This is a genomic window from Peribacillus sp. P4_C12 (genome assembly GCF_056402095.1).
In genome coordinates, this window is sequence record NZ_JBFUIB010000006.1 from 41,242 (window position 1) to 65,068 (window position 23,827).

23 protein-coding genes, 3 pseudogenes and 1 riboswitch are annotated in these 23,827 nt (G+C 36.1%); of the genes and pseudogenes, 14 read left to right on the forward strand and 12 right to left on the reverse strand.

Going from position 1 to position 23,827, the window contains the following annotated elements:
• Positions 1-6 precede the first annotated feature (6 nt).
• A complete protein-coding gene (locus AC1DUW_RS03165; RefSeq protein ID WP_201183603.1) occupies positions 7-648 on the reverse strand; it encodes a TetR/AcrR family transcriptional regulator in 642 nt (213 codons plus the stop codon).
• 494 nt (positions 649-1,142) lie between these two features.
• Between AC1DUW_RS03165 and AC1DUW_RS03170 the strand changes: the two are divergent.
• Positions 1,143-1,259: pseudogene (locus AC1DUW_RS03170) on the forward strand (YjcZ family sporulation protein); the annotation flags it as partial.
• Between the two features lie 649 nt (positions 1,260-1,908).
• On the opposite strand, the gene ftsZ reads toward AC1DUW_RS03170, so the two are convergent.
• A complete protein-coding gene (gene ftsZ / locus AC1DUW_RS03175; protein WP_477641982.1) occupies positions 1,909-2,931 on the reverse strand; it encodes a cell division protein FtsZ in 1,023 nt (340 codons plus the stop codon).
• A 719-nt stretch (positions 2,932-3,650) separates the two neighbouring features.
• Positions 3,651-4,964: a VWA domain-containing protein gene (locus tag AC1DUW_RS03180; RefSeq protein ID WP_477641983.1), complete on the reverse strand. Its 1,314-nt coding sequence runs from the start codon at positions 4,962-4,964 to the stop codon at positions 3,651-3,653.
• Here AC1DUW_RS03180 and AC1DUW_RS03185 point away from each other — a divergent pair.
• A pseudogene (locus AC1DUW_RS03185) lies at positions 4,952-5,334 on the forward strand (recombinase family protein); the annotation flags it as partial. The gene AC1DUW_RS03180 and the pseudogene AC1DUW_RS03185 sit on opposite strands and share 13 nt — an antisense overlap.
• 604 nt (positions 5,335-5,938) lie before the next feature.
• Here the strand turns inward: AC1DUW_RS03185 and AC1DUW_RS03190 are convergent.
• A complete protein-coding gene (locus AC1DUW_RS03190) occupies positions 5,939-6,190 on the reverse strand; it encodes a hypothetical protein (protein ID WP_376110711.1) in 252 nt (83 codons plus the stop codon).
• A gap of 500 nt (positions 6,191-6,690) precedes the next feature.
• On the opposite strand from AC1DUW_RS03190, the gene AC1DUW_RS03195 reads away from it, so the two are divergent.
• Positions 6,691-7,062: a peptidylprolyl isomerase gene (locus AC1DUW_RS03195; RefSeq protein WP_477641984.1), complete on the forward strand. Its 372-nt coding sequence runs from the start codon at positions 6,691-6,693 to the stop codon at positions 7,060-7,062.
• A gap of 185 nt (positions 7,063-7,247) precedes the next feature.
• On the opposite strand, the gene AC1DUW_RS03200 is transcribed toward AC1DUW_RS03195, so the two are convergent.
• From AC1DUW_RS03200 to AC1DUW_RS03215, 4 genes are all read right to left on the reverse strand, one after another.
• Positions 7,248-7,457 (reverse strand): hypothetical protein, encoded by a 210-nt coding sequence (locus AC1DUW_RS03200; RefSeq protein ID WP_477641985.1) that lies wholly within the window; start codon positions 7,455-7,457, stop codon positions 7,248-7,250.
• 709 nt (positions 7,458-8,166) lie between these two features.
• Positions 8,167-9,861, reverse strand: a complete 1,695-nt coding sequence (locus AC1DUW_RS03205) for an amidohydrolase (RefSeq protein WP_477641986.1) — start codon at positions 9,859-9,861, stop codon at positions 8,167-8,169.
• A gap of 487 nt (positions 9,862-10,348) precedes the next feature.
• Positions 10,349-10,768 (reverse strand): HIT family protein, encoded by a 420-nt coding sequence (locus tag AC1DUW_RS03210; RefSeq protein WP_477641987.1) that lies wholly within the window; start codon positions 10,766-10,768, stop codon positions 10,349-10,351.
• A gap of 142 nt (positions 10,769-10,910) precedes the next feature.
• A complete protein-coding gene (locus AC1DUW_RS03215) occupies positions 10,911-11,396 on the reverse strand; it encodes a GNAT family N-acetyltransferase (RefSeq protein ID WP_387587917.1) in 486 nt (161 codons plus the stop codon).
• Positions 11,397-11,741: 345 nt separating this feature from the next.
• Here AC1DUW_RS03215 and AC1DUW_RS03220 point away from each other — a divergent pair, with 345 nt between their 5' ends.
• A complete protein-coding gene (locus tag AC1DUW_RS03220) occupies positions 11,742-12,935 on the forward strand; it encodes a chromate transporter (protein ID WP_477641988.1) in 1,194 nt (397 codons plus the stop codon).
• A 270-nt stretch (positions 12,936-13,205) separates the two neighbouring features.
• Here AC1DUW_RS03220 and AC1DUW_RS03225 read toward each other — a convergent pair whose 3' ends face one another.
• Positions 13,206-13,655, reverse strand: a complete 450-nt coding sequence (locus tag AC1DUW_RS03225) for a YrvL family regulatory protein (RefSeq protein WP_477641989.1) — start codon at positions 13,653-13,655, stop codon at positions 13,206-13,208.
• A gap of 97 nt (positions 13,656-13,752) precedes the next feature.
• On the reverse strand, positions 13,753-14,031 hold the full coding sequence (locus AC1DUW_RS03230) for a hypothetical protein (protein WP_477641990.1): 279 nt from the start codon (positions 14,029-14,031) through the stop codon (positions 13,753-13,755).
• Between the two features lie 401 nt (positions 14,032-14,432).
• On the opposite strand from AC1DUW_RS03230, the gene AC1DUW_RS03235 reads away from it, so the two are divergent.
• The 5 genes and pseudogenes from AC1DUW_RS03235 to AC1DUW_RS03255 all read left to right on the forward strand — a co-directional run.
• Positions 14,433-14,675, forward strand: a complete 243-nt coding sequence (locus AC1DUW_RS03235; RefSeq protein WP_053345742.1) for a hypothetical protein — start codon at positions 14,433-14,435, stop codon at positions 14,673-14,675.
• A gap of 266 nt (positions 14,676-14,941) precedes the next feature.
• Positions 14,942-15,445: a DUF3995 domain-containing protein gene (locus AC1DUW_RS03240; protein WP_053345740.1), complete on the forward strand. Its 504-nt coding sequence runs from the start codon at positions 14,942-14,944 to the stop codon at positions 15,443-15,445.
• 433 nt (positions 15,446-15,878) lie between these two features.
• Positions 15,879-17,239, forward strand: a protein-coding gene (locus tag AC1DUW_RS03245; RefSeq protein WP_477641991.1) for an IS3 family transposase whose coding sequence is annotated in 2 segments (ribosomal slippage) — positions 15,879-16,335 and positions 16,335-17,239 — 1,362 coding nt in all. Because the reading frame shifts where the segments join, the coding sequence is not laid out codon by codon here.
• A 275-nt stretch (positions 17,240-17,514) separates the two neighbouring features.
• Positions 17,515-18,612: a GerAB/ArcD/ProY family transporter gene (locus tag AC1DUW_RS03250; protein ID WP_053348657.1), complete on the forward strand. Its 1,098-nt coding sequence runs from the start codon at positions 17,515-17,517 to the stop codon at positions 18,610-18,612.
• Positions 18,600-18,839 (forward strand): annotated as a pseudogene (locus AC1DUW_RS03255) (GNAT family N-acetyltransferase); the annotation flags it as partial. The gene AC1DUW_RS03250 and the pseudogene AC1DUW_RS03255, both read left to right, overlap by 13 nt.
• A gap of 668 nt (positions 18,840-19,507) precedes the next feature.
• Here the strand turns inward: AC1DUW_RS03255 and AC1DUW_RS03260 are convergent.
• Positions 19,508-19,687, reverse strand: a complete 180-nt coding sequence (locus tag AC1DUW_RS03260; RefSeq protein WP_053348658.1) for a hypothetical protein — start codon at positions 19,685-19,687, stop codon at positions 19,508-19,510.
• Positions 19,688-19,810: 123 nt separating this feature from the next.
• Here AC1DUW_RS03260 and AC1DUW_RS03265 point away from each other — a divergent pair, with 123 nt between their 5' ends.
• The 5 genes from AC1DUW_RS03265 (at position 19,811) to AC1DUW_RS03285 (ending at position 23,540) form a co-directional block, all read left to right on the forward strand.
• Positions 19,811-20,140: a DUF948 domain-containing protein gene (locus AC1DUW_RS03265; RefSeq protein WP_053348659.1), complete on the forward strand. Its 330-nt coding sequence runs from the start codon at positions 19,811-19,813 to the stop codon at positions 20,138-20,140.
• Between the two features lie 44 nt (positions 20,141-20,184).
• Positions 20,185-20,284: riboswitch (guanidine-I (ykkC/yxkD leader) on the forward strand.
• Positions 20,285-20,330: 46 nt separating this feature from the next.
• Positions 20,331-20,651 carry a quaternary ammonium compound efflux SMR transporter SugE gene (sugE, locus tag AC1DUW_RS03270; protein ID WP_053348660.1) on the forward strand — a complete coding sequence of 107 codons (321 nt, stop codon included), beginning with the start codon at positions 20,331-20,333 and terminating at the stop codon, positions 20,649-20,651.
• Between the two features lie 54 nt (positions 20,652-20,705).
• A complete protein-coding gene (locus tag AC1DUW_RS03275) occupies positions 20,706-21,263 on the forward strand; it encodes a YhcN/YlaJ family sporulation lipoprotein (protein WP_053348661.1) in 558 nt (185 codons plus the stop codon).
• A gap of 140 nt (positions 21,264-21,403) precedes the next feature.
• Positions 21,404-21,724, forward strand: a complete 321-nt coding sequence (locus tag AC1DUW_RS03280) for a Ger(x)C family spore germination C-terminal domain-containing protein (protein ID WP_083450955.1) — start codon at positions 21,404-21,406, stop codon at positions 21,722-21,724.
• Positions 21,725-21,857: 133 nt separating this feature from the next.
• A complete protein-coding gene (locus tag AC1DUW_RS03285) occupies positions 21,858-23,540 on the forward strand; it encodes a glycoside hydrolase family 13 protein (RefSeq protein WP_477641992.1) in 1,683 nt (560 codons plus the stop codon).
• 80 nt (positions 23,541-23,620) lie between these two features.
• Here AC1DUW_RS03285 and AC1DUW_RS03290 read toward each other — a convergent pair.
• On the reverse strand, positions 23,621-23,827 hold a 207-nt coding region (locus tag AC1DUW_RS03290), incomplete at its 5' end, for a zinc ribbon domain-containing protein (protein ID WP_477641993.1).

Consider the following 23,827-nt stretch of genomic DNA (forward strand, 5'->3'; position numbering starts at 1 on the left):
AGCCCCCTATTTATTGTCACAATTTTTTTTACTTTGTTCATCAGAGTAAGCTGCTTTTTCATGATCGTTATAAATTCCATTCCAATAAATGCTCCAAGTTTGCTCTACCCGTCTTTTAAATTTGTTTTCCTGGTGATGATAATAGAGCAATTCCAAAAAGATTCCATCCATTAAACATAGAAAGGAGGCAATTAAATCATCAATAGGTTGATTTTTTAGCACCCCCTGCCTAATTCCCTCAGAAAAGATACTTTCAAGCATCTCACCAAGAACCTCTTCCATCTCGCTAAACGTTTCTTTTACTTCATCGTTTAAAGTCGGAGGAAGGAAAAAGGTAAATTTCATATAGGCTGCCGTTTTCTCAGGTTGACTTAAATGATAATGACATATCGCTTCTAATATTTGATAGAGCTTTTCTTTTACCGTTCCATTTGTTAAATTGTCCATTGAACTTTTTATGTGACGGTGATTATCTTGCAACAGATCTTTATATACAGCCATAAATAGATCTTCTTTACTTTTATAAAAAGCATAAATGGACGGTGTTTTAATCCCCACCTCTTTAGCAATGCTTGAAAGAGTTGCACGCTCATAGCCTTTCTCAGCTAATTGCTTGTAAGCAACTTCTTTAATTTTATTTTTCGTCATCAACATACCACCTAACTAATTTAGTTAGGTATAATAATACTAACTATTCTGATAAAACACAATAGATAAATTCTGAAAATTCTTTCAAATAACTAGTGAAGTTCAGTTGAAGAACACATATGAAAGATCGGCTGTCGGTCTGTTTCTTTTGAAAAAAACCAATAACGAATAAGACCTAATTCTATTGTGTTCCACTCAAAAAGTGGTTTGAATCCTAGATCCACAATTGATTAAACTGATTTTTCTAGTGTGGGAGTATTAATGATAGTTCTTGAATAGGACGTAAAATAGGGGTACCTCCACATGTGCCCATCAAGCTAAGAAAACTCTGGGGGAGTTATAGAATTTTAACTTGATGGTGATGGGGTACCTCCAACATTTTATCCTATGAACAGAAATGGAGACTATTGTGTCATTTTCCTAATTAGAGCATAAGGTGATATAACCCATTTAATTAATTTTCTCCTTAAAAACAAATAAGGAGAGGTTTCTGTATGTCAGGTTGTGAATCAAGGTGTGACGACGGTTTTGGATTTGGTGGAGGTTTCGCCTTTATAGTCGTTTTGTTTATACTCTTAATCATTGTTGGAGCTAGCTTTGTTGGTGGATACGGCGGCGGTGGCTATGGTTACGGGGGCGGTTACCGCTTACTAGCTGGAATCGAAAAGAACTAAAATATAATTTGTGTGATTGCAATTCTGAGCAATAGGATTGGGAAGATGCCCAACGTAACGGTTGAGGAGTCAAGAATATTTTTTTAATCAAACGATTGATTAAAATGAGGAAAAGCCTATTTTAAAGCGTTCTTTAGATAAGAAAAGAGGTGACTGTTAGCCATCCTCTCTCCTTTATTTATCATCCAAGATCTGTTTTCAAATGGGTTTGGGCTTCTAATTTATTTGCACGGAAAAAAAGTTAGCCAAATTCCATCAATTCTTTGACTTTATAACCGTAGCCGGGGTAGAACCATTGCTAATCCCCTTTCTTTTCTTTCAAGTAAGGGATCAAATCAGCCCAATCGTAATCTTGGTGGTAGTAATCTTTAAAGCTGTACTTTAAGGTGTTGGTGTCAGCCAAAGATTTAAGTCCAGGGAAGCCGATCACTTTCCAACCGACGTAATATGAGTTACCCCCGTATAAGTGATCAGTCATGAAGGAAGTACGATTCTAGTCATTCTTAACAGCTTACGATTATTAAGGAGGTAAAAAACTGAACGTACAAAAGGAAGCCTAAACGGCTCCCTTCGTAAAATTTTTGCATCAGAACTCTTGTGACAGTGGTTTTTCCATTTCTGCTATTGAAGGACGGGCAGACATTTTTAATGATGGAACCTCCTGATCATTAAAGCCAGTAGCAATAATAATTACTATAATTTCATCTTTTAAGTTTTCATTAATAACAGAACCGAAAATCATATTTAACTCGGAGTCTGCCGCAGAAGTAATAATATTTGCTGCCTCTTGTACTTCATATAGACTTATATTGGCGCCTGTGAGTTTCATTAGCACACCTTGGGCTCCGTCGATGGAAGTGTTAAGTAACGGACTGGAAATGGCTTTCTTTGCAGCTTCCGCAGCGCGATGTTTACCTGTTGCTCTGCCAATGCCTATTAAGGCAGACCCTTTATTGGACATGATTGTTTTCACGTCAGCAAAATCAATGTTGATTAAACCTGGTACAGCAATTAAATCCGATATACCTTGGATACTTTGGCGAAGAACATTATCCGCTTCACGAAATGCTTCAAGCATGGGTGTATTTTTATGTAAAATCTCCAATAAGCGATCGTTTGGAATAACAATTAATGTGTCCACTGCTTTCTTCATTGAGGCGATTCCGCCTGCTGCTTGTGTTGCACGCTTATGGCCCTCAAACGCAAACGGAAGTGTTACAACGCCAATGGTTAGTATGTCAAGCTCACGGGCAATTTGAGCAATAGCAGGGGCAGCACCCGTTCCTATACCGCCGCCCATTCCGGCTGTAACGAATACCATGTCTGTACCTTTTAATGCTTCTTGGATCTGCTCTTTGCTTTCTTTAACTGCTTTTTTACCTACTTCTGGATTTGCCCCTGATCCTAAACCTCTTGTCAATGTTGCACCGATTAGTATCTTGATCTCTGCTTTTGATAAATTAAGAGCTTGTGCATCTGTATTAACAGCAATAAATTCTACACCTTTAACTCCATGCTCGATCATACGGTTAACGGCGTTATTGCCTCCGCCGCCAATACCAATTACTTTAATGTTGACTAATGAGTTTATACTTGTAACAAACTCCATTTTATAGGACCTCCAAGTTCATTGAAATTACCTTGTTCAAACTATTCAAATAAATATCGGAAACACTCATTCATTTTATTCGAAATGTTTTGTCTTTCTTATATTTAGATTTAGTTAATGAAAAAGGCATTGTCGTTAGCAGTCCCGTAAAGAAACTGCTAATGACAATGCCTTTCATTGAATCCTTCCACTCTTTGCTAAAGTTGGAAAGGTCCGATATCCTAAAAAGGTAATCTTTGCTTTTTATTCTAAGGTAATTCCACTTTTAAATCAATATATACATTATTAGGTTCTGGTGCAAAAATTTCAACACAATTGCAATTAATCTCTAAATCTAGGACATACTGATACTATTACTCTAAAAAAGGTGCGTGATTAGTATCGAAAAGCAAAATTTATTCAAGTGAAAACATTATCAACCTGACATTTTCAAAGTGGAAAATAGGTGATTTACGTACGTTATGATAGTTTCATAAAGGGTGTAACTGATACTTTGATTTTGGAACACCTTTTGGTACTAATATTTAGCCTGGATTGAGTTTAAATGCATCAGTACCATAATCGAACGTTAATGGAACACCCCTTTTATATCAACATTTATATCCTTAACGTACAATTTTGCCAAAATGCTGTCTGGACCCCTCCTAGCAATTGGGTAGCGCCCTCGGCCGCCTCCATCACATTTTCAAAAGCATGCCCGAGTCATTCCGCTGCAGCAGCTAATTATTTTTATTATTAGTCAAATCATCGATATTCTTATTTCCTTCATCAGTTATATCGTCATAAACCTTATTTCCACTTTTAGAAACTTCTTCATACAAACGCTTCCCTGTATCGCGAGCATAATTCCATGCGAAATTTTGGCGTTCATTAACCTTTTTAAAGAGCTCGTTCTGGGGGAAAGCATTTTCTTTTCTAGTTTCTAGATACTTAAGGGCTGCAAGCAGATTAGAATGTTCTTTGTTCGCTAGACCTTGCATCGTTTCTTGTGTTCTATTGATTGTTCCCTGTTTCTGTTCTTTTTGTATATTTGCCTCCCCTGCTCCTTTTTCTTTCCATCTCGTCCACTCGCCTCGTAATTTATCATACGTTTTATCCAGATAATTTTTTAGTGTTTCGTCATTATCAATGGAAGTAAATTCTCCACCACCAGATGTAGCAACCTGTCGAAGCATTTTTTGTCCTTCATTATCCACCTCAAAGCCAATAATATTCACAACTGTCTTAACCTTTGATTGATTGAGTTCTTTTGCAATCTGTACTGGATTACCTCCACATGTTTCAATTCCATCACTTACCACATATACAATCGAATCGGTTGTCTCAGGATTAATATCTTGTTTTACAGATTTTAGAGCATTTGCAATTGGTGTCCATCCAGCCGGTTTTACACCTTGAAGTACCGTTTTTATTTGATTTGTCTGCTCACCTTGACCATGAAAGATTTCTTCTGTACTGTTACATGATATTTGTTTATCTTTCTGACTTCCTGTTCCTTTATGTCCGTAAACCCGCAAAGATATCTCTGCATTTTTTGGTAATTTATCCCCGAAGCTCTGAATAGCTTCTTTTGCAGAATCCATTTTTGATTTTCCATTAATCTGTTCTTTCATGCTGCCACTGGCATCAAGTAAGATTGAAATATGTAACTTCTTACTTGTGGGTAATGTAACCTTTTCATTAGGTCGTTGATTATTCACTGTAACTTCGGATTCAAAATTAATGAAAGTGGACACATAAGGGCGATAGTCTTCAGCCAATAGGAGGAGTAGTTCTTCCATATATTGATCAGCTGTCAAATTACTTGGTAATTGATCCAGAACCGCCTGAACTTTCTGTTCATCATAGTTAGAACCAGCAAAACGTCCTGGAGGTATCATTAATATTTGTTCATCTGTTAAGGAAGTCTGAGGTGTACTTTGATTTGAATCTGATGGTTTCTGAATTTTTGAGGTATTCCTTTCTGCTTCATTACTACAACCAGCAAGGAATACGATTAACGTTAAAAATATTAAGATAGATCTTCGAATCATCAACTTACCTCCAATTAATAATCTTCTTATATACTGAATATGATTGTGAAAAATTAGTATACGAGAAGTTTACTGGTACCATTAAAGATCGAAAAGGACTTCATCGGTTGTTTGATGTAATCAGACAAGGAGATACAGCTGTAGTGGAAAGTATCTCCCGTTTAGGTCGTAAACCATTGGATATCCTCAGCATTATACAGCAGTTGGAAAAGAATTGGGTAGACCTAAGTTAGATAAAGAAAAACTTACTGTTGCTCTGCAAATGTATGATTGTAAAGAGTATTCATTAAAAGAGATTTTGGAAGTAAGAGGAATATCTCAAGGTTCTCTATATAGAGCAGTCAATCGAAGTGAGCCTCAAGAAATAGAAACACAAGGAGAATTTTTTGTCCTTACTTTTATTACAGGTTACTTTGCGGTCTACAGCAAGAACCCTGTTATCAAGCCTTATAGACAGCTCCGATAAGCTAACGCATCTGTACATTAAAGCATAGTTTATTAATTGTGATTTTTTAATATACGAACCTCTTCTTCTAGTTTATCTATTTTTTGTTGAAGTTCTTTCTTCGGTTCCAAAATCCTTCTCCCCAATATTACGGAGAAGCCGGTAATAGCAATAATTCCCCCAGCAAAAGCCATAAACAAATCAAGGTAATATCAACTCCTAATTAATTTAAGCCTTGTTATTATCATCTACGTAAATTGAACAACAAGAGGTTCATTTTTCATCAACAAACCTGCCCCGTAGTTCCATTAGAAAAAGGTTGCCGTAGTAACCCCTTATTGAAGTAAAGCACCCGTTACTTTAAGTGTAATCCTTCACAATATTGTATTGGTACAAGTGGTGGCTTACACCTACTCTCTTCTAACTATTTATAAAAATTATAAAATTTCAAACATTGTGTTCTGATTCATTTCCAAATCTACTGTGTATTCCATATAGGACTGGCGTTTAACTTTTTTGATGCAATATACTAATTTGATTGATTTGAGGTTAGTGGAGTTTTTTTGTCCCAATTATCGTTATTAGATATGCTTTGCCAATATTCTCCTGTCTGTTTATCAAAAATTCTATTCTCATTATCATTCATTATGATAAATTCATAACGATTTTGCTCCACCACATCATCTTTTTTGAAACTTAAAGATTGTGAAATAAACCAACAACCTAAAATAATACTTAACCCCAAAAAAATAATAGAAAAAGCCATTAGGTTTTTATTCATAATTACCTCCTTATTTTTTCTTGTACACTTTATGTAACAACATCATTAATAATTCTACTTCGACTAACCTGCCCCTTAGTTGAAGTAGAAAAATCAAAAAAAAGTTCGTAAAAGTGTACTTTTACGAACCTACAGCTTTCATAATTAGATAAATAAAGATGAAATAGAAAAAGCTCTAGTGGTTAATCTAGGGCCTTTTTATTGATCATCTAGCAAACCCTTGCTACATCAAGGTTGTATAAAATCCTGAATAAACGATAAAAAACGACTAAAAGCCAAACCCCTGATACAAAGGGATTTGGCTTTTAGTGAACTAGATTTGTATACAGTATTCATGTGATAATTTGGGACCTTGTTCAACTAAAGAGCCAGATTGCGAAATAACGAGTTGCAAAGGCGTAGTGGCTTGCCTCTTTAGGAATATGAGTGACTGCACTCGGAATTACGTTTAATATTGAGATTAATCGTACTAAAGTATAGGACAGAAGGAGTGAAGGGCATTGAAGAAAATATTTGTAGCCACATTTTTAATAATTTTAATTTTATCGGCCTGTAATTCATCAACGTTGAGTTTTAGTGAAATTGAATATGTACCTGATAATGTGCAGGAAAAAGTTGATTCCAATTTAAAACTTCAATTAATCAATGATGGTAAAAAAGGCTATTATATTATTTTTCAATCAAATGGAGATGTAGGAACGGATTTAGAAACACAAGGGGATACAGTAACCATAAAGTTTAATGTATCTAATCTACAAAATGATGTTGTAAAGCAAAAAACTTATTATTTAACAACGGACCCAGGACACGATGTAATAGATGTTCTAGTGGATGGGGAATCAATGCCTTTTGATCAAGTGACAGCTCTATAAGCAACAAGGAGTTTTACTTTTAATAAGGCCTTGGAATGATCTTCCGTAATCAGGCGCTTTAATTGAATAAGAAGCTAAAAGGATCTTCCAACCGAAGATCCTTTTCAGTACCGATAACATCGAGTTATGGTAACTTAGGGAGAGAGAATTTATGAATGGTTTAAAATGGGTTCAGGATTGGTATATCAGTGTGCGTCCGTGCCGTCCGCCAATTTGACAATATCTTTTTCAACGGGTTCATTCACAACTTCCTTGGAATAATCTTCGCCGCCACTACCGATCGACGGTGACCCCGTTTTACCTAGTGAATTTCTATCAAAGGTTTTAACGTTGACTAATATTGAAATAACTGCAATTCCAATCATCAAGAAACAACTAACGAGTCCCAATGTCATATATATTGTTTTTTTCTACTCATAATAATTACAACTCCGTTCGTAATGTTGTTTACCGTCCTATGTGAGACGCCTTCTTTGTTACGATTTTTTCAACAATAAAGAAGATCGAGATTTTACTCCGATCAAATAATTTCTGCCACCATCTTTTCGTGAGTTGGGATTCTATTCTTCTATTAAATTCTATAAGTTCTGTATTTTACTACTTTACTTGTTTTAATTTAGCTTCCAGGCTTTCTATAGTCTTTTCTAATATGTCTTGATTCATAAAGCAAACTGTTGCTCCTGCTCTTTCTGAAAGCACTTGTCGAACAGCTTTTTCAAGACTAGTATTTTCTGTTTCTTAAGTGTCACAAATCCTTTACATAGGGGGTACCAGGGTAACCTTGTTGTTCAAACATAACACTCACTTTTAATAAAATATCTGACTTAACAGCTATACCTCTTGCGTTTTACTTATATGGCAAATATAGCTTGTCTATCCTATCAGTTGTATAGGTATTTAAACGTACATAAAAGGAAAACGAAATAAATTTCTTGTCGAACTAATGGATGCTTTACTTCAAAAACAGGGTGCTACGGCAACCTTTTCTTATTGAACTACAGGCGCTTTACTTTCTTTTTTCAAACTTTTTTATAAAGCTACAATGAATGCATATTAAAAAGACTACTGATGTTATCAGCAGTCTCAAAAGATTTTTTTGTTGATCTATTTTTTATATACAGCTTCTCCACCTAATACTGTAGTAAGTACTTGAATATCTTTTAATTGTTCTTCTGGGCATTTCATAGGATCTTTGTCAATTACTATAAAGTCAGCTAACTTTCCAGCCTCCAAAGAGCCCTTGATTTTCTCTTCAAAACTTCCTTCCGCTGCCCAGATTGTAAACGCTTTAACAGCTTCCTCCCTTGTCATACTTTCCTCTGGATACCAACCTCTAGCAGGATTTCCGTCACGGTCCATACGTGTGATGGCAGCATATAATCCATGGAAAGGGTTGACCAACTCTACAGGTGCATCTGAACCTCCAATAATATACGACCCTGCATCAATAACCTTTCGCCACGCATAGGAGTATTTTATTCTTTCGGGTCCAACTCGATCCTCAGCCATATTTTTATCAGAAGTCGCATGCACAGGCTGCATGGAAGGCAGGATGCCAATCTTGGAAATTCGGTCAATTTCGCTCGCGTTAGCTATTTGGAAATGTTCGATCCTCCAGCGATGATCTGCCAACGGATCCTCCTTCAATACTCTCTCGTAGGTGTTAAGCACTTGAAGAATAGCACCATCACCTATTGCATGGGTAGCTACCTGCCAGCCATACTTACGAGCCTCTTTTACCAGTCTATATAACTCCTCATCTGTAAATCTATAGTTTCCTTTATGTCCTGATCGATCACTATAGTCCTCCAAAAGGGCCGCACTGCGGGAGCCTAGGGAACCATCACCGACAAGTTTTAAAGATCTTACGGTTAAACGGTCTCCAAACAGACCAATTTCCGGTCCATTTTTATAATAATATTCCAGGCTTTCACCAGTTTCTCCACCTTTACCATTGGCTACCATGACATTTAATCTAGCTTTTAAATCTCCTTTCTTATATAAGTTCTTCATGTCGTTTATATAACTTAGATGCGTACCAGCATCTGTTGCGCTTGTAATCCCATTTGCAAATAGTTCTTCCTGAGCTTTTAACAGGCCTTCCTCTATACGCTCAGTACTGTACGGTGGAATCTTTGATGTAACTGATGTGCCGGCAGTATCAATCAAGACACCGGTTGGTTCACCACTGGCATCTCGTAATATCTCTCCACCTTGAGGGTCGGGAGTGTCTTTCGTGATGCCACCGATTTCCAGTGCTTTGGAGTTCACCCAGATAGAGTGTCCATCGACTCTTTGAAGCATAACCGGATTATTCGGTGCAACAGTGTCAAGCTCCTCTTTGGTTGGGAATTTCTTATCCGGCCAAAGTTCATGGTTCCAACCATATCCTAAAATCCACTCCCCTGGCTCACGTCGACCGGCTTCTTCCTTCACTAGGTTCAATATCTCTTCCTTATGTTTATTAAAACCGTTAATTTGGAGTAAATTCATACCCATACTTGGAAAATGCAGATGTCCATCATTTAATCCTGGAATCACAGTTTTCCCTTCTAAATCAATTACCTTCGTATTTGAACCTATGTATTTCTTGGCTTGCCCTTTATTACCGACATAGATGAGTTTCTGCCCTTTGATTGCCAGTGCTTTTGCTTTTGAAAATTTATTATCCACAGTGTAAATATTGCCATTTAAATAAACAATATCAGCCTCTTCTTTAAAATTAGATGCAAAAGAATTGCCCGAAATCATACTTAAAAGTAAAGTCAAAGTAAATATAATACTAAGTGATCTTTTCAATTTTTCCCCTCCTCCATTTAATTTAAATATAGCAAGTTTGGGTAAATCTTAGCCTCCTCTCAAAAATAAAAACCCTATTATAATGCCGGGTTTATTTCATCATAGCTTGAAATATTTACTAAAGTCAATTTAATAAACTGAATATTTAAAATAATAAATAAAATCACTTTGGACATCGTGATACTATCAAAAGAATGTGGTATTTTAGTAATAGCATAAATGGTAGAAAGGCAGTTTATGTCCTATATGGACAAAGATGGACAATAAATGTGGGCTGCCTATTTAGTTAGCCTAAAAAAGAGACAGCCGATATTATTTGGCCGTCTTTTTTGTTAGAGTGATTCAATTTTCATCGAATAGATTGATTCCTACAGCAGATTATAAGTGCTTATTAAACCCTTGGTACATAAGGGCTTTTCCTATTTTCAGTAATGAAACAAAAGACAGCTCTGATCTTCAGCTAACACACCCGTTAGTTCTACCAGCTTTAAATAAAATTTTTACTAAGATAGCCCTGCAAACTTGTTTTTAAATCCATAAAATCAACTTGATTCACGGTAATTTCAGGTTCGATCCAAGAAAAACCATCACCTTTAAACCTCGGTATTATATGCATATGATAGTGTTCCACATCTTTGAAGATTCCATTTTCTTGCATAATGGTTATTCCATCGGTATTGAGTAAATTTTCAAGTGAAATAGCTACTTTTTGAGATATAAGAATTACTTCATTCAAACTCTTTCCATCAACTTCACTGAATTCTTGGTAATGTGTTTTAGGAACTACTAAAACGTGCCCTTTATTTATTGGGAATTTATCTAAAAAGCAACACACCAACTCGTTTTCATATATTATGTAGGCTTCAGCTTTTTTTTGGATGATCTCACAAAAGATACAAGTCTCCATTTTCACCCTCCTTTTTCCGTAATAAGAATCTTTTCTATTTTCTTAACTTATTAACCTCCCCCATTTGTTGAATAAGAAAAAGGTTGCCGCAGCAACCCTTTGTTTAACTTCTCAAATCATTGTTCTTTAAACAAATTCATAGTTATAGTTTTAGGACCATTCTTACTGTTTTAAGGATATGTCCATCAAAGTTATCATCAAATTCAGATACAACTTCTAATCCTTTTGCCTTGTAAAACGTTGTTCCTATTTGATTATCTTTTTCTACATTGATAAAAATTTCTTTTGCACCTTCTAAGTTCTTAATGCCCTCTTTTAGTAAAGCAGTTCCTATTCCTTTTCCTTGGTATTCTGGGTTTATATAAATTGCTCCAAGTTCCGCCTCCCCGCCTTCTTTTACAGGAGAGAAGTTAGCGAAACCCACAATTTTCCTATCAACCTCTGAAACGAATATAAAAGAACCCTCTAAACGTTTTTGCATCATCTCATCATTATAAGCAGACTTTAAGAAATTTTCCTGAATTTTAAGAGGGATAATGCCTTCATAGGTAGAGTTCCAACTTGCTTTTGCAACTTGTTGAACTTGATGTATGTCCTCCATTTGCATTTTACGGATAGTAAAATTCATTTTCATCACTCTTTCATATGTAATTATAATTCTTGTTATTTGGATTTAATCATTTTAATATAAATTCCATTAATTAGTAAGAAATTCCTTTTATTCTTAATAAACTATCCTGCCCCGAAGTTCCATAAAGAAAGAGCTGCCTTAAAGACAGCTCTGATCTTCAGCTAACGCACCCGTTAGTTCAACAAGATGGTTTTTTAAATGATCAAATATTAAGAGTGTGTAAATCTATTGTTAGAATTTAAAAATTAAACATTTCTAATATTATACTTCAATATAGATAATCGATATTGGAATATAGTTGGATGCTTTTCAAAGAAATTAAAGAATAGGAGGAATAATGTAGTGGATCAAAACAAAACAAACAGAAGTTTTAAATCACTAATTGAAATACTATTTGTTTCAACAAGGCTTGGTCTAACATCGTTTGGTGGACCAATAGCACATTTAGGTTACTTTCATAATGAGTATGTTAGACGAAGAAAATGGGTGGATGAAAAAAGCTATGCTGATTTAGTTGCTTTGTGTCAATTCTTGCCTGGTCCAGCTAGCAGTCAGGTTGGAATTGGAGTCGGAGTTATGCGGGGCGGTTTCATCGGTGGAATTTTAGCTTTCCTTGGTTTTACAATGCCTTCGGTGATAGCGTTAGTAATATTAGCATTATTTCTCCAAGGAATGGATGTTTCAAATGCAGGCTGGATACACGGATTAAAAATAGTAGCCGTAGCCATAGTTGCACACGCCATTTTGGGGATGTCAAAAAATTTAACTCCAGATATAAAGAGAAAAACAATTGCATTAATAGCCTTGGTTGGGACCTTGATGTGGCAGACTGCCTATGTGCAAGTAGGTATTATTATACTGGCCGCATTGATTGGTTTTCTAATTTATAAACAACACGACGAAAGTTATGAATCTAATATTCATTTTCCGATTTCGCGGGGTGTTGGATTTGTTAGTTTAGCATTATTTTTCGGATTACTGTTTCTACTTCCAATTTTACGGGAAGTTACTTCATCAAATTGGATTGCTCTGTTTGATAGCTTTTATCGGTCTGGTTCTTTAGTGTTTGGTGGTGGACACGTAGTCTTGCCTTTGCTTGAACGTGAATTTGTCCCTACTGGATGGCTAGACAAAGAGACATTTCTTGCTGGATATGGTGCAACACAAGCTGTTCCAGGACCATTATTTACGTTTGCAGCATACATAGGTGCCGTGATAAATGGATGGCAAGGTGGCTTATTAGCAACAATTGCTATTTTCTTACCTGCATTTCTTCTTATTTTAGGGACATTGCCATTTTGGGACACATTACGCCGTAATTCTAAAGTAAAAGGGGCATTAATGGGAGTAAATGCAGCAGTTGTAGGCATCTTGATTGCGGCATTTTATAATCCCATTTGGACCAGCTCCATCTTAGCTCCTATAGACTTTGCTTTTGCTGCGATCTTATTCAGTATGCTTGTGTACTGGAAATTGCCGCCTTGGGTTATAGTAATAACCGGAGCTATTGGTGGCTCACTTATGACGTTAATATGAATCGAGGTATGTTATTAATTTATCGTTCCTCCTTTTATTGACACATTTTTATCTTATTCATTCTATATTTCTTGTTGAACTAAACTGCCCCTTTAGTTCCATAACAAAAAGCTGCCTTAAAGCCTACTCCGTTCTTCAGCTAAAGCACCCGGTAGTTTAACAAGACTTCTCTTTTTTTACACATTATTTTCGAACTGTTCACTTCCCAATTCCATTATTCTCTATCTGAGGTACAAGAATCCCCCAATTATACTTAGGGAAATTGTTTTATTAAGATATTTCCCTATCATCGTCGAAAACAATTTCTATTATGGCAAGTAGCAATGCTATAATAATCTCTGTTTTCAAGGAAAGTGTAATGCTTTTCATAACCTCATCCACGGCGAACAGGACTAGCAAGTTCGATGTCCCTTCAAAACTGATTCGGATAAAACATACCTTTATTTTTCCTGTTATATTTCGGACAGACAGTTCGAAAATTGCTTTGAAAAACAATTCGACAATGATGCCTAGAATAAAGAAACTGACAACAAAAACAACCAATGACCGGATAGATTCATATTGAACGCCGAGCAATTCAAAAACCCCTACCAGTCCAAAGAAATAAAGCCCCATTACAAAGCCTACTACCAGGATAATGAGAAACGCTATTCCGGCAACTGTTGTCATCTTTTCTTTTATATTCATATCACGAAATGAATCATTTTTATTTTCTGGCATAGGTCTGTTTCTCTTTCTGTTAGTACTTCATTAACGCCATATGATACCACTCACTTTTGTCCTTCCGCTACAACCTTAATAGTCGTTAGAGAACCTGTTAATAGGGATAGGGATAGCGATATAAAATAAAAGAAATAATTAAAAATAGAGCAATAGAGATACCTGCTTTAATCCAAATTATTTTATTGCTTATTCCAGCTTTTTTTTCTAAGTAATTTATGTAACCGGCCGTAAGTATAAAACCAGCATAGGCAATGATGTATCCTTCAATATCATTCATTACAACTTGATACTTCAAAGCACCTACTCCGACTAGAACTATACCAATAGTTCCCAAAAACATATTTAAATACAAACGAATTTTTTCTTTATCCATTTTTTCTCCCCTAAAATAGTTTAAAAGTTCATTAATTTAAACACCTTCCAATCTTGAACTATCTTTCCTGAAAATTCAAGTGATTCCATTGTGAGTTTAATAATGTTAATAACAGCCACCTTAAAAGACTTTAACGATAAAAGAGCAACTTGCTATGATTCAAATGGATAATTCTATTTTCCTTCTTCAACTATCCTGCCCCTTTAGTTTAAGTACATTCTTTCACAATCTCAATAGTGTAGAGCCTTTTTAGACACAATCCAATCACCTACAAAATAGAGTTCATAATGGGGTACGAGATATTCGTATGGTACTTTATCCTGTACGAAGAACTTCCAACTATTACTTTTGCATCATGTTATTGTATAATTTAGGTATTACATAAAATGAGGTGGACTTTCATGGAAACTATCAAAAAAGAATTAGTCGATGGCTGGAAACTTATAGCACATCCAGATTTTACAGTGTACTCTAATGACAAAAGCTATGTAGTACTTCATGAAGAAGAAATGGTTCTAAAATTTTCAGTAAACGACGATATCCTTAAAGTGGATAACACTAGCTGGGATACTAAAATTGAAGTAAGCTTGGATAAAACGCTTACCATCACTACTGATCCAACTTATGACGAAGATGAAGATTGAAAAGTAAGGCATCCATTACGGGTGCTTTCTTTTTATCTAACTGTCTCTAGAACTTATGAGTTTTGGAACAAATAATAACTTATTTATGAAATGTATACTTTTTTACTTTTGTTCAGCAATCGGGCCATATAATGCAGTAACTGATTGTACTAATGCACAAATATAATCTGGATATTCAGAAAAATTTAATTGAACTTAACAAATTATTAAATGAAACAATATATAAAACTATACGTATTTTAAAGAGAGTTCTGTTATCCCTCATAATGAAAGGAGTTATTACAATCAAAAACAATAATGATCGTCATCCTCTGGACAAAACAGAGAGTTGGTTGGTTTTTACTGGTTATGCAGCGTTTGTTTGGTCGACTCTATTCGGGTTAATCCACATTTACTGGGCTGCAGGAGGCACTTTTGGATTTGAAGGCAGGACGATGAGCGAAGTGTTATTCATCATTAATCTGGTTGCAATTGCCCTATGTATAATTGCTGCTTTTACTGCACTTGCACTTGTTCAAGCATGGGGACGAAGGTTTCCATCCTGGTTGTTGCTCACTTCAGCATGGGGAGCGTGTGTGGTATTGGGTTTGCGCGGTGGTGCAGGGATAATTCAAAGCTTGTTGGAAGCAGAACCACTTTCTTTACTATTAATAATTGTTGAACCGTTTTTCTTGTTAGGAGGTATCTTATATGGACTTCTTGCTTTTCTTTACATTTATACCTCCAATAATGGGAGAAAAATAAAACAGAATGAGATAAATATGAGGTGAACCTATAGTTATTCAAGAAACGGGCGCGATTGCTGAACAATGAGCAGTCGCTACTAGGCGTATCCGAATAGTTCTATAAATAATTAAGAAACCCAGCTAATCTTCTTATATGAAGGTAGCTGGGTTTTTAAAGTTGGATGTGCAAAATAACACTTAAAATATACGCAAATTATCGGTCAAAGTGACAGGGAGATTCTAAGGATTTTATTTAGTGTCTTACTTGTAACTTTTAGACACGTTCATAAATGTACATAACAACCAGCGAACGTCAGTAAACTCAAAAAAGACTTTAACGAACGGTAGCAACAATGCTATACCGCCCATTTCGGAAATTTTATAGGCTAAGAGAATTCCAATCTAAAAAGTCGATCTCCTCTATGTGAACTGCACCCCAATTGTTAGACACAACTAACAATTGGAGGTGCAGTTTTTTATGGCGAGATTTTCTTCAGAAGAAAAAATACAGGCAGTAAGACAATATATAGATGGTAATGAGGGAGGACAAACAATTGCTAAATCTATTGGTGTTCATCCGAGTTTACTCCATCAGTGGATTAAACAATTTGAACTTTTTGGTGATGATGCKTTTGAAAAACGCTATACACTCTACCCCGCACAGTTTAAACTAGATGTACTCAATTATATGAACGAACACGGGACGTCTATCAGGAAAACAGCGGCGATTTTTAATATTCCATCTTATGAAACGCTTAGAAAATGGAAAATTGCTTATGAAACAAAAGGATTTGATGCCCTACAATCAAAGGAAAAGGGGCGTCCATCCATGAAAAATAAAAATAATAAGACATCAAATACTCAAGTACCCGATGAAGGATCAATAGAGGCTTTACAGGCGGAGAATGAACGTTTACGTATGGAGATTGCCTATTTAAAAAAGTTGAATGCCTTAGTTCAAAACAAGGAAAAATCACCAAACAAGACAAAGCACAAGTAGTCTATGAATTAAGGAATGCATTCCCGGTGAAAGCACTTATACAGCTCGCAGACATTCCGCGTAGCACGTATTACTATTGGGTGAAAAACTTCGGTCGTCCTGATCCAGATGCAGAACTGAAAGTATTGATTAAATCTGTTTTCGATGAACATGAAGGTCGGTTTGGTTACCGTCGTATTCGTGATGAACTTAGAAATCGCGGACACAAAGTAAACCACAAAAAGGTACAGCGTATCATGAAAGAACTAGGGCTAAAATGTCTTGTCCGTATGAAAAAATATCGCTCTTACAAAGGGACTGTGGGCAAGATTGCACTAAATATTTTAGATCGCAATTTCAAAGCTGAAAAACCAAATGAGAAATGGGTTACGGATATTACAGAGTTTAAATTATTTGGAGAAAAGCTATATTTATCGCCGATATTGGACTTATTTAATGGAGAAATCATTACGTATACAATCGGTTCAAGACCAACCTACTCACTCATTTCAACGATGTTAGATCAAGCTTTTGAACGTTTAACAGACGACGATAGTCTCCTTATTCATTCAGATCAAGGCTGGCATTATCAAATGAAACAATACCGTAATGCCCTTAGGGAACGTGGCATTACGCAAAGTATGTCTCGCAAAGGGAATTGTTACGATAACGCTGTTATGGAAAATTTCTTTGGTATCATGAAATCGGAACTTCTTTATCTAAAAGAATTTGAAAGTGTGGAACACTTTGAACAAGAACTAGCAAAATATATAGAATACTATAATCACAAACGAATCAAGGCAAAATTAAAAGGCATGAGCCCGGTACAATACCGAGCTCATGCCCAACGGGCTGCCTAACGAAATAACCTGTCTAACTTTATGGGGTCAGTTCAACGTTAAGGAATCGACTTTTTTTACTTCTTCTATAGAACTAAAGCACTCGTTATCTCAATAAGAGGTACCTCCAACACTTTTAATTTTATCCTATGAACAGAGATGGAGATTATTGTGTCATTATCTTATTTTGAGCATTTACAACGAGTAATCCCTGTGAAAGCTATAAATCCTTTTGAATTCGGAGAGAATGATACAGTGCAAAATTTTCAAAAAGGAAGGTCTCAAGGTGAAAGTTAATGGTTAAGAACGAAAAGATATCAACACGTCAATTTAGAAATTTAGTCATTTTATTTACGATTGGAGATTCTATACTAGTTCTTCCATCATTATTAGCTTTCTATTCAAAACAGGATGCTTGGATTGCATGTATAATAAGTGTAGGAATAGGATTATTGGTGATTGCTTTATACACCAAATTAGGTTTATTTTTTCCTAATATGACTTTCGTTCAAATGAATGAAAAACTATTTGGAAAATGGATAGGCAAATGCACTTCTCTTTTTTTTCTAACAGTAACTTTTCTTTATACTTGTTCCGTAATGTATTATGTAGGAAAATTTATGACCATACAAATATTACCGGATACACCTATTGAAATGATTCATATTATGGTGGCGATCATTTTAGTCATGGCTGTACGCCTTGGACTTGAAGTTATTGCACGGGCAGCAGAAATCTTTCTTGTATTATTCATTATGCTTTTCATTATTTTAGTAATCTTTGTTTCCCCACAAATTGATATTAAAAATATACAACCTGTTTTCGAGCTAGAGTTAAAGCCTTTATTACGAACAGTAATAATTTTAGTTGTTTATGCTCCTGTCGATTCTTTAGTGTTGTTAATGATTTTCTCCGCCAGTGTCAATGAGTTAAAAAAAGCTCGAAAAGCATATTTCAGTGGATTTGTAATCGGTGGAATTGTCATCATTATAACCACATTATTAACTATTTTGGTTCTTGGTGCTGATCAAACAGCAAGACAAGCATTCCCAGGCTATACTTTAGCTCAAAAAATTAATGTAGGGAATTTTGTCCAGCGGATTGAAGCCATCCTTGCTATTATGTGGTTCATTTCTATGTATTTAAAAATGGTTCTTTTTTTTTATGGCTCCTGCTTGGGGATTTCACAAGTTTTAGGGTTAAAAAATTATCGCCCCTTAACATTGCCTTTGGGGATGCTGATCGTTATTCTTTCTCTAATCATTTTTCCGAATATTGCTTATCAACAAGAATGGGACGTAAACACTTCTGTACCACTATCGATAACAGCTGAACTATTTTTAGCTCTTTTAATGTTGGTGGTAGCAATTTTTCGTAAAGGACTAATAAAGTAGCATATATTGGTTATTGGCTTGGGCAACAATATCAAGGAAATGGGATTATCAAAGTTTTGACTGATTATGCTATTAATGAGTTAAACATAAACAAAGTTGAAATTAGAGCTGCTGTTGAAAATAAGAGTAGTAGGGGTACTCCCGAAAGATTGGGGTTTGTAAACGCAGGGTGTATTAGACAAGCAGAATGGCTATATGATCATTATGTTGGCAGAAGAATGGAATAAAAAATAGATCACCATTTATTAAGCTATCAGGCGCTTTAATTAAGTAACTAAAGCCTAATTTCTCGGTGTTAAAAGAGAAATTAGGCTTTTTTATATTTGGACTTCCTTACAGTTGTTTAAGTATAGAGACGTTTTTTTTATGAATTAAGTTTCTGCTTAGCACATAGCGATCTTATGCTCTACTGCAAGATCAACCCCAAGGCCTGTCCCATGTATCGATGCTTGATCAAACATATTTATGTAATTTCATACTCTCAGAAAGTCTGCTTTTCAGCACAGGGATGGTTTTCTCCAACGGAAGCTTCAGCTGATGAGAGGTTAGGAATGAGTAGTTCGTAAAATATTGTTTGCCCTTTTCATTAATCGAGTATACTTTACGCGGTGGTCTGTTGCCTTCTTGTTCAGTATGTACCTCAATGTAGTCTTGTGGCTTGTAGAGGGAGACTTCCAGGCAGATATTTAATACTAATTAAAGATTGTATGTGCAAATATTTTCAATGAGTAGAGAAAGTGAGAAGGACAAATCATAAGTGTATCGAAGGTAAAAGAAATGTTTACAAAAATGACTACACAGAACTCAAATAATTTGATGTTTGGGGTTGAACTTTTAAAAGTTGTTAGTGAAACGCCTGTGGGGAAACTTTTTTTAATATAGGGGTATTTTCATGTCAAAGAAAGAGTAATATTAAGACAGAGGTTGCCAGGGTTAGCCAAATAGGGCTAAATATTTCTGGATGAATGATAAGAAAAACGATTCCTGCAATTGTGGCAGCCTGCTGAATGGTCATATGTCTAATAAAGTGTAACCCAGCTTTAAGACAAGCCTTAATGAGAGGTGTGTGATTCATTTTTCATTCCTCCTTTTCTCTTCAATAATATGTCCAGGAATAAAATAAAATACATAGCCAGTCGTTTTCTGCCCAGTATTATGGGTATAGTAGAGATAAAAGAAGAAGAAGGAGGAATTATAGATGTTAATTGTATATATTAGTCTTGCCCTCTTCATTGGAGCTATTTTTTACTTAGTCTTTTTTGCACTCAAAACATATAAGGATACTAAACCTGCAATTGAGAACGTGACGGAAACCGTTGCACGGATTCAGGCAAAAACGGATCAAATTAAATCAGAGACGGATCAGCTAGCATTGAGACAGCAGGAAATCACAGAAGATGTGCAATATAAAAAAGAGGCCGTTCAATATACAGTTGATGCAGCTAAACAAATGCCGGAACCATTTAAAAATATTTGGCTTACAATCAAGGGTGAAAAATGGAACCTTAGAAGCAGGCGGAACGGTTGAGGGTGTATTTGACCACTTTTGAATTGCGTGATATAGTATGGGAATTAAAAAGTTTCTAGGGTTCCGCGGTTTAATTGCCGGCTGGTCCGAGAGAAGCGCGCAGGATTTTTTTTGCGTACACGGAGGGAAAAAGGCCCGGGAGGTTAGATAATAACCTACTGGGCTTTTTTCTGTATTGGAGGTAAAAAGGGTGGCTTGGTTTTACTTAGTTATTGCAGGATTATTCGAAGTAGTATGGGCAACGAGTTTGAAATACACGGAGGGGTTTACAAAATTAATTCCTTCTATCATAACGATTGTCGGTATGGTCATTAGTTTTTATTTTTTATCATCGGCGATAAAAACATTGCCGATGGGGACAGCATATGCAATCTGGACCGGAATAGGGGCAATCGGTGCCGTCCTTGTTGGCATTATTGTCTTTAACGAGCCAAAAGATGCGATGCGCTTAGTTTTTGTTGGTTGCATTTTGATTGGCATTATTGGATTAAAGGTCACCTCTTCTGAATAATTAATTGCTTCCTTACAAATAGTAGCATTAAACAATTTGTAAGGAGTGAGGAAAATGAATTATAAAGCGGTAGTATCAAGTGCGATAATGGCTTTATTGATTTCAGGCTGTACGTCTAATGATAAACAAGGAGCAAATGAAAATCTTGGACTTAATCGGAACAATCAGGATAATTATGATACACCTATGAGGGTAAGTGACACAAGGCAAAATGATAATGATCTAAATGATAATGTAAATGATAATGATCTAAATGATAATGTAAATGATGGTACAAACGATTTGAGGGTTTCTGAAGATATCTCAAATCGCGTTGAGGCCTTGAAGGAAGTAAAAAATGCCTGGGTTATTGTAACTGATCATTCTGCGTATGTTGGGGCTGTGCTAAATGACGGGGAGGATAAGGATCTTACAAATGAATTGAAAGATAGAATCGCCGACTCTGTAAGAGGAGCCGATTCATCCGTAGAAAAAGTGTATGTGTCTGCGAACCCTGATTTTGTTCAAAGAATGAATGATTATGTAACCGATATAAATAATGGAAAGCCTGTTAAAGGATTTGTTGATGAATTCCGTGAACTTGTAACACGTATTTTTCCAAGCTCAGAGTGATTAATAAGGGGTAAAACCCTTCTACATTAAGACTTATTCGTTTATTTTCAGCTTTAAAAGAGCTTGAAAATGATACGGATAGGTCTTTTATGTTTTTTGAAGAGATAAACCACTAGCTAGAGTAATCAGTCCATTATGATATCTTACATGCAAATCAAGAGCCCAAGGTCAGGATTGAAGTGAAAATAAATGCAAGTATACTTGAGGTACAAGGGTATGACTTGGGAAAACCACTCGACGTGAAAAATCTAGAGAATAAAGCTGAGCAGGCCATTGAAAAAAAACTAAATAAGATGTTAACTATGTTTCAGGAAAATAATATAGATCCAATTGCGATGGGTGATATCGCTAGAAGTAAAACAAGAAATTTTAATCGAAAACATTGGGAGGAAGTATATCCTCATATTCCAATTGATTTGGCTGTAGATATTGAAATGATTCAAACGGGAATTGCAGAATAAGGAAAAAAATCCATAATATAAAAATTCCTTAAGTAGATTCGTTAATCAAGAATATTCTGAAGTTTCACTCTTTATAATAGGTGTATTGATGTAAACATTTATGTCAATTTGCTTAATGAAGGGTGTGGAGGAAATGGACAAAACATGGTGGAAAGAGGCGGTTGTGTATCAAGTGTATCCCAGGAGTTTTATGGATAGCGATGGAGATGGGATAGGGGACCTGAAAGGAATATTGATGAGACTTGATTATTTACAGGAGCTGGGTGTAGATGTGATATGGCTTTCTCCAGTTTACCAATCTCCCAATGATGATAACGGTTATGATATTAGTGATTATCGTTCGATTATGACTGAGTTTGGGACAATGAGTGATTTTGACCGATTATTGAAGGCAGTTCATGAGCGTGGAATGAAAATCATGATGGATCTTGTGGTCAATCATACGTCAGATGAACATTCATGGTTCAAGGAATCCCGATCTTCTAAAGATAATCCGAAGAGGGATTACTATATTTGGAGACCTGGGAAGAATGGAAAGGAGCCAAATAACTGGGAATCCATATTCAAAGGTTCGGCGTGGAAATATGATGAGGCAACGGATGAATATTATTTGCATTTATTCAGTAAAAAACAGCCGGATTTAAATTGGGAACATCCTGAGCTTCGTGAAGAAATTTATAGCATGATGAAATGGTGGCTGGATAAGGGAGTCGATGGCTTCCGAATGGATGTTATTAACTTCCTTTCGAAAGATCAGCGATATTTGGACGGGGATGTCCGGTATGGGAAACAGCATGGTGATGGAAGTCCATTTTTCATGAATGGTCCGCGCATTCATGAGTTTTTGCAGGAAATTAATCAGCGAGTGCTTTCTGGTTATAACTTGATAACGGTTGGTGAAATGCCTGGTGTATCACCTGATGAAGCTCAATTGTTCACAGGGAAAGAACGTGGTGAGCTACATATGGTCTTTCAATTTGAACATATGGATTTGGGGGGAGGACCAGAAGGGAAATGGAGTAACAAAAAGTGGGAATTGAGTGACTTAAAGCGGATTCTTTCCAAGTGGCAGATTGGTTTAGAGGAGGATGGTTGGRACAGTTTATACTGGAATAACCATGATCAACCGAGAATTGTTTCAAGGTTCGGAGATGATGGGAAGTATCGGGTAGAAAGCGCAAAAATGCTTGCTGTTTGTCTGCATATGCTTCAGGGAACGCCCTATATTTATCAAGGCGAAGAACTGGGTATGACCAACGTTTGCTTTGAAAGAATAGATGAATACCGCGATATTGAAACGCTGAATTCTTATGAGGAACTTGTGAATTCGTGTGGATGGACAGAAGAGCGGATGTTGGAAGCCATTTACGCGCGCAGTCGAGATAATGCGAGGACACCTGTTCAGTGGAATGACTCAAGAAACGCGGGGTTTACTGCGGGAACTCCTTGGATCGGTGTCAATTCTAATTATCCGGAGATCAATGCAGAAAAAGCCTATAATGATCCGAATTCCATCTTTCATTTTTATAAAAAGCTTATTCAATTACGTAAAAAACATGAAATCGTCGTTTATGGCCGTTACGAACTACTATGGCCTGATGATGAACAAATATTTGCTTATACGAGAACACTTGATGAAGAAAAGCTGCTGGTGTTATGTAATTTCAAAGACTATGAAGCTTCCTATTCCATACCTGAAGGGTTAGATACAATGTCTGCTACACTGTTAATCGGCAATTATGAACAACTGCCGATTGAGGAAATTTCCGTTAAACCTCTGCGACCGTTTGAATGCCGCGTTTATCATTTGAATTGAACTACCCCCCACTTATCGACCTTACGGTCTGATTGAAGTGGGGGATTCCTAAGAACATTAGCCTATCGGCCAATTTTTAATTAGGCTATTCCCGTAGTTCCTACGGTTAGAAGCCTTATGGCTTCATTCATTAGATTGAGTCCTGCGTTAATATCTCGATCGTGGTGAGTAGAACAAAAAGGACAATCCCATTCACGAAGATTCAGATGTTTAACGTCTTTATTTTGGTAACCGCAGCTAGAACACAATTGGCTAGAAGCAAACGTTTTAGATACGGTCACAATTTG

What these genes read in the sequence shown, in the direction of transcription:
- AC1DUW_RS03165 (WP_201183603.1), bottom strand. Translation starts at nt 648, where the DNA reads ATGACGAAAAATAAAATTAAAGAAGTTGCTTACAAGCAATTAGCTGAG.
- ftsZ (WP_477641982.1), bottom strand. Translation starts at nt 2,931, where the DNA reads ATGGAGTTTGTTACAAGTATAAACTCATTAGTCAACATTAAAGTAATT.
- AC1DUW_RS03180 (WP_477641983.1), bottom strand. Translation starts at nt 4,964, where the DNA reads ATGATTCGAAGATCTATCTTAATATTTTTAACGTTAATCGTATTCCTT.
- AC1DUW_RS03190 (WP_376110711.1), bottom strand. Translation starts at nt 6,190, where the DNA reads ATGAATAAAAACCTAATGGCTTTTTCTATTATTTTTTTGGGGTTAAGT.
- AC1DUW_RS03200 (WP_477641985.1), bottom strand. Translation starts at nt 7,457, where the DNA reads ATGACATTGGGACTCGTTAGTTGTTTCTTGATGATTGGAATTGCAGTT.
- AC1DUW_RS03210 (WP_477641987.1), bottom strand. Translation starts at nt 10,768, where the DNA reads ATGGAGACTTGTATCTTTTGTGAGATCATCCAAAAAAAAGCTGAAGCC.
- AC1DUW_RS03215 (WP_387587917.1), bottom strand. Translation starts at nt 11,396, where the DNA reads ATGAATTTTACTATCCGTAAAATGCAAATGGAGGACATACATCAAGTT.
- AC1DUW_RS03225 (WP_477641989.1), bottom strand. Translation starts at nt 13,655, where the DNA reads ATGCCAGAAAATAAAAATGATTCATTTCGTGATATGAATATAAAAGAA.
- AC1DUW_RS03230 (WP_477641990.1), bottom strand. Translation starts at nt 14,031, where the DNA reads ATGGATAAAGAAAAAATTCGTTTGTATTTAAATATGTTTTTGGGAACT.
- AC1DUW_RS03235 (WP_053345742.1), top strand. Translation starts at nt 14,433, where the DNA reads ATGGAAACTATCAAAAAAGAATTAGTCGATGGCTGGAAACTTATAGCA.
- AC1DUW_RS03240 (WP_053345740.1), top strand. Translation starts at nt 14,942, where the DNA reads ATGAAAGGAGTTATTACAATCAAAAACAATAATGATCGTCATCCTCTG.
- AC1DUW_RS03250 (WP_053348657.1), top strand. Translation starts at nt 17,515, where the DNA reads ATGGTTAAGAACGAAAAGATATCAACACGTCAATTTAGAAATTTAGTC.
- AC1DUW_RS03260 (WP_053348658.1), bottom strand. Translation starts at nt 19,687, where the DNA reads ATGAATCACACACCTCTCATTAAGGCTTGTCTTAAAGCTGGGTTACAC.
- AC1DUW_RS03265 (WP_053348659.1), top strand. Translation starts at nt 19,811, where the DNA reads ATGTTAATTGTATATATTAGTCTTGCCCTCTTCATTGGAGCTATTTTT.
- AC1DUW_RS03275 (WP_053348661.1), top strand. Translation starts at nt 20,706, where the DNA reads ATGAATTATAAAGCGGTAGTATCAAGTGCGATAATGGCTTTATTGATT.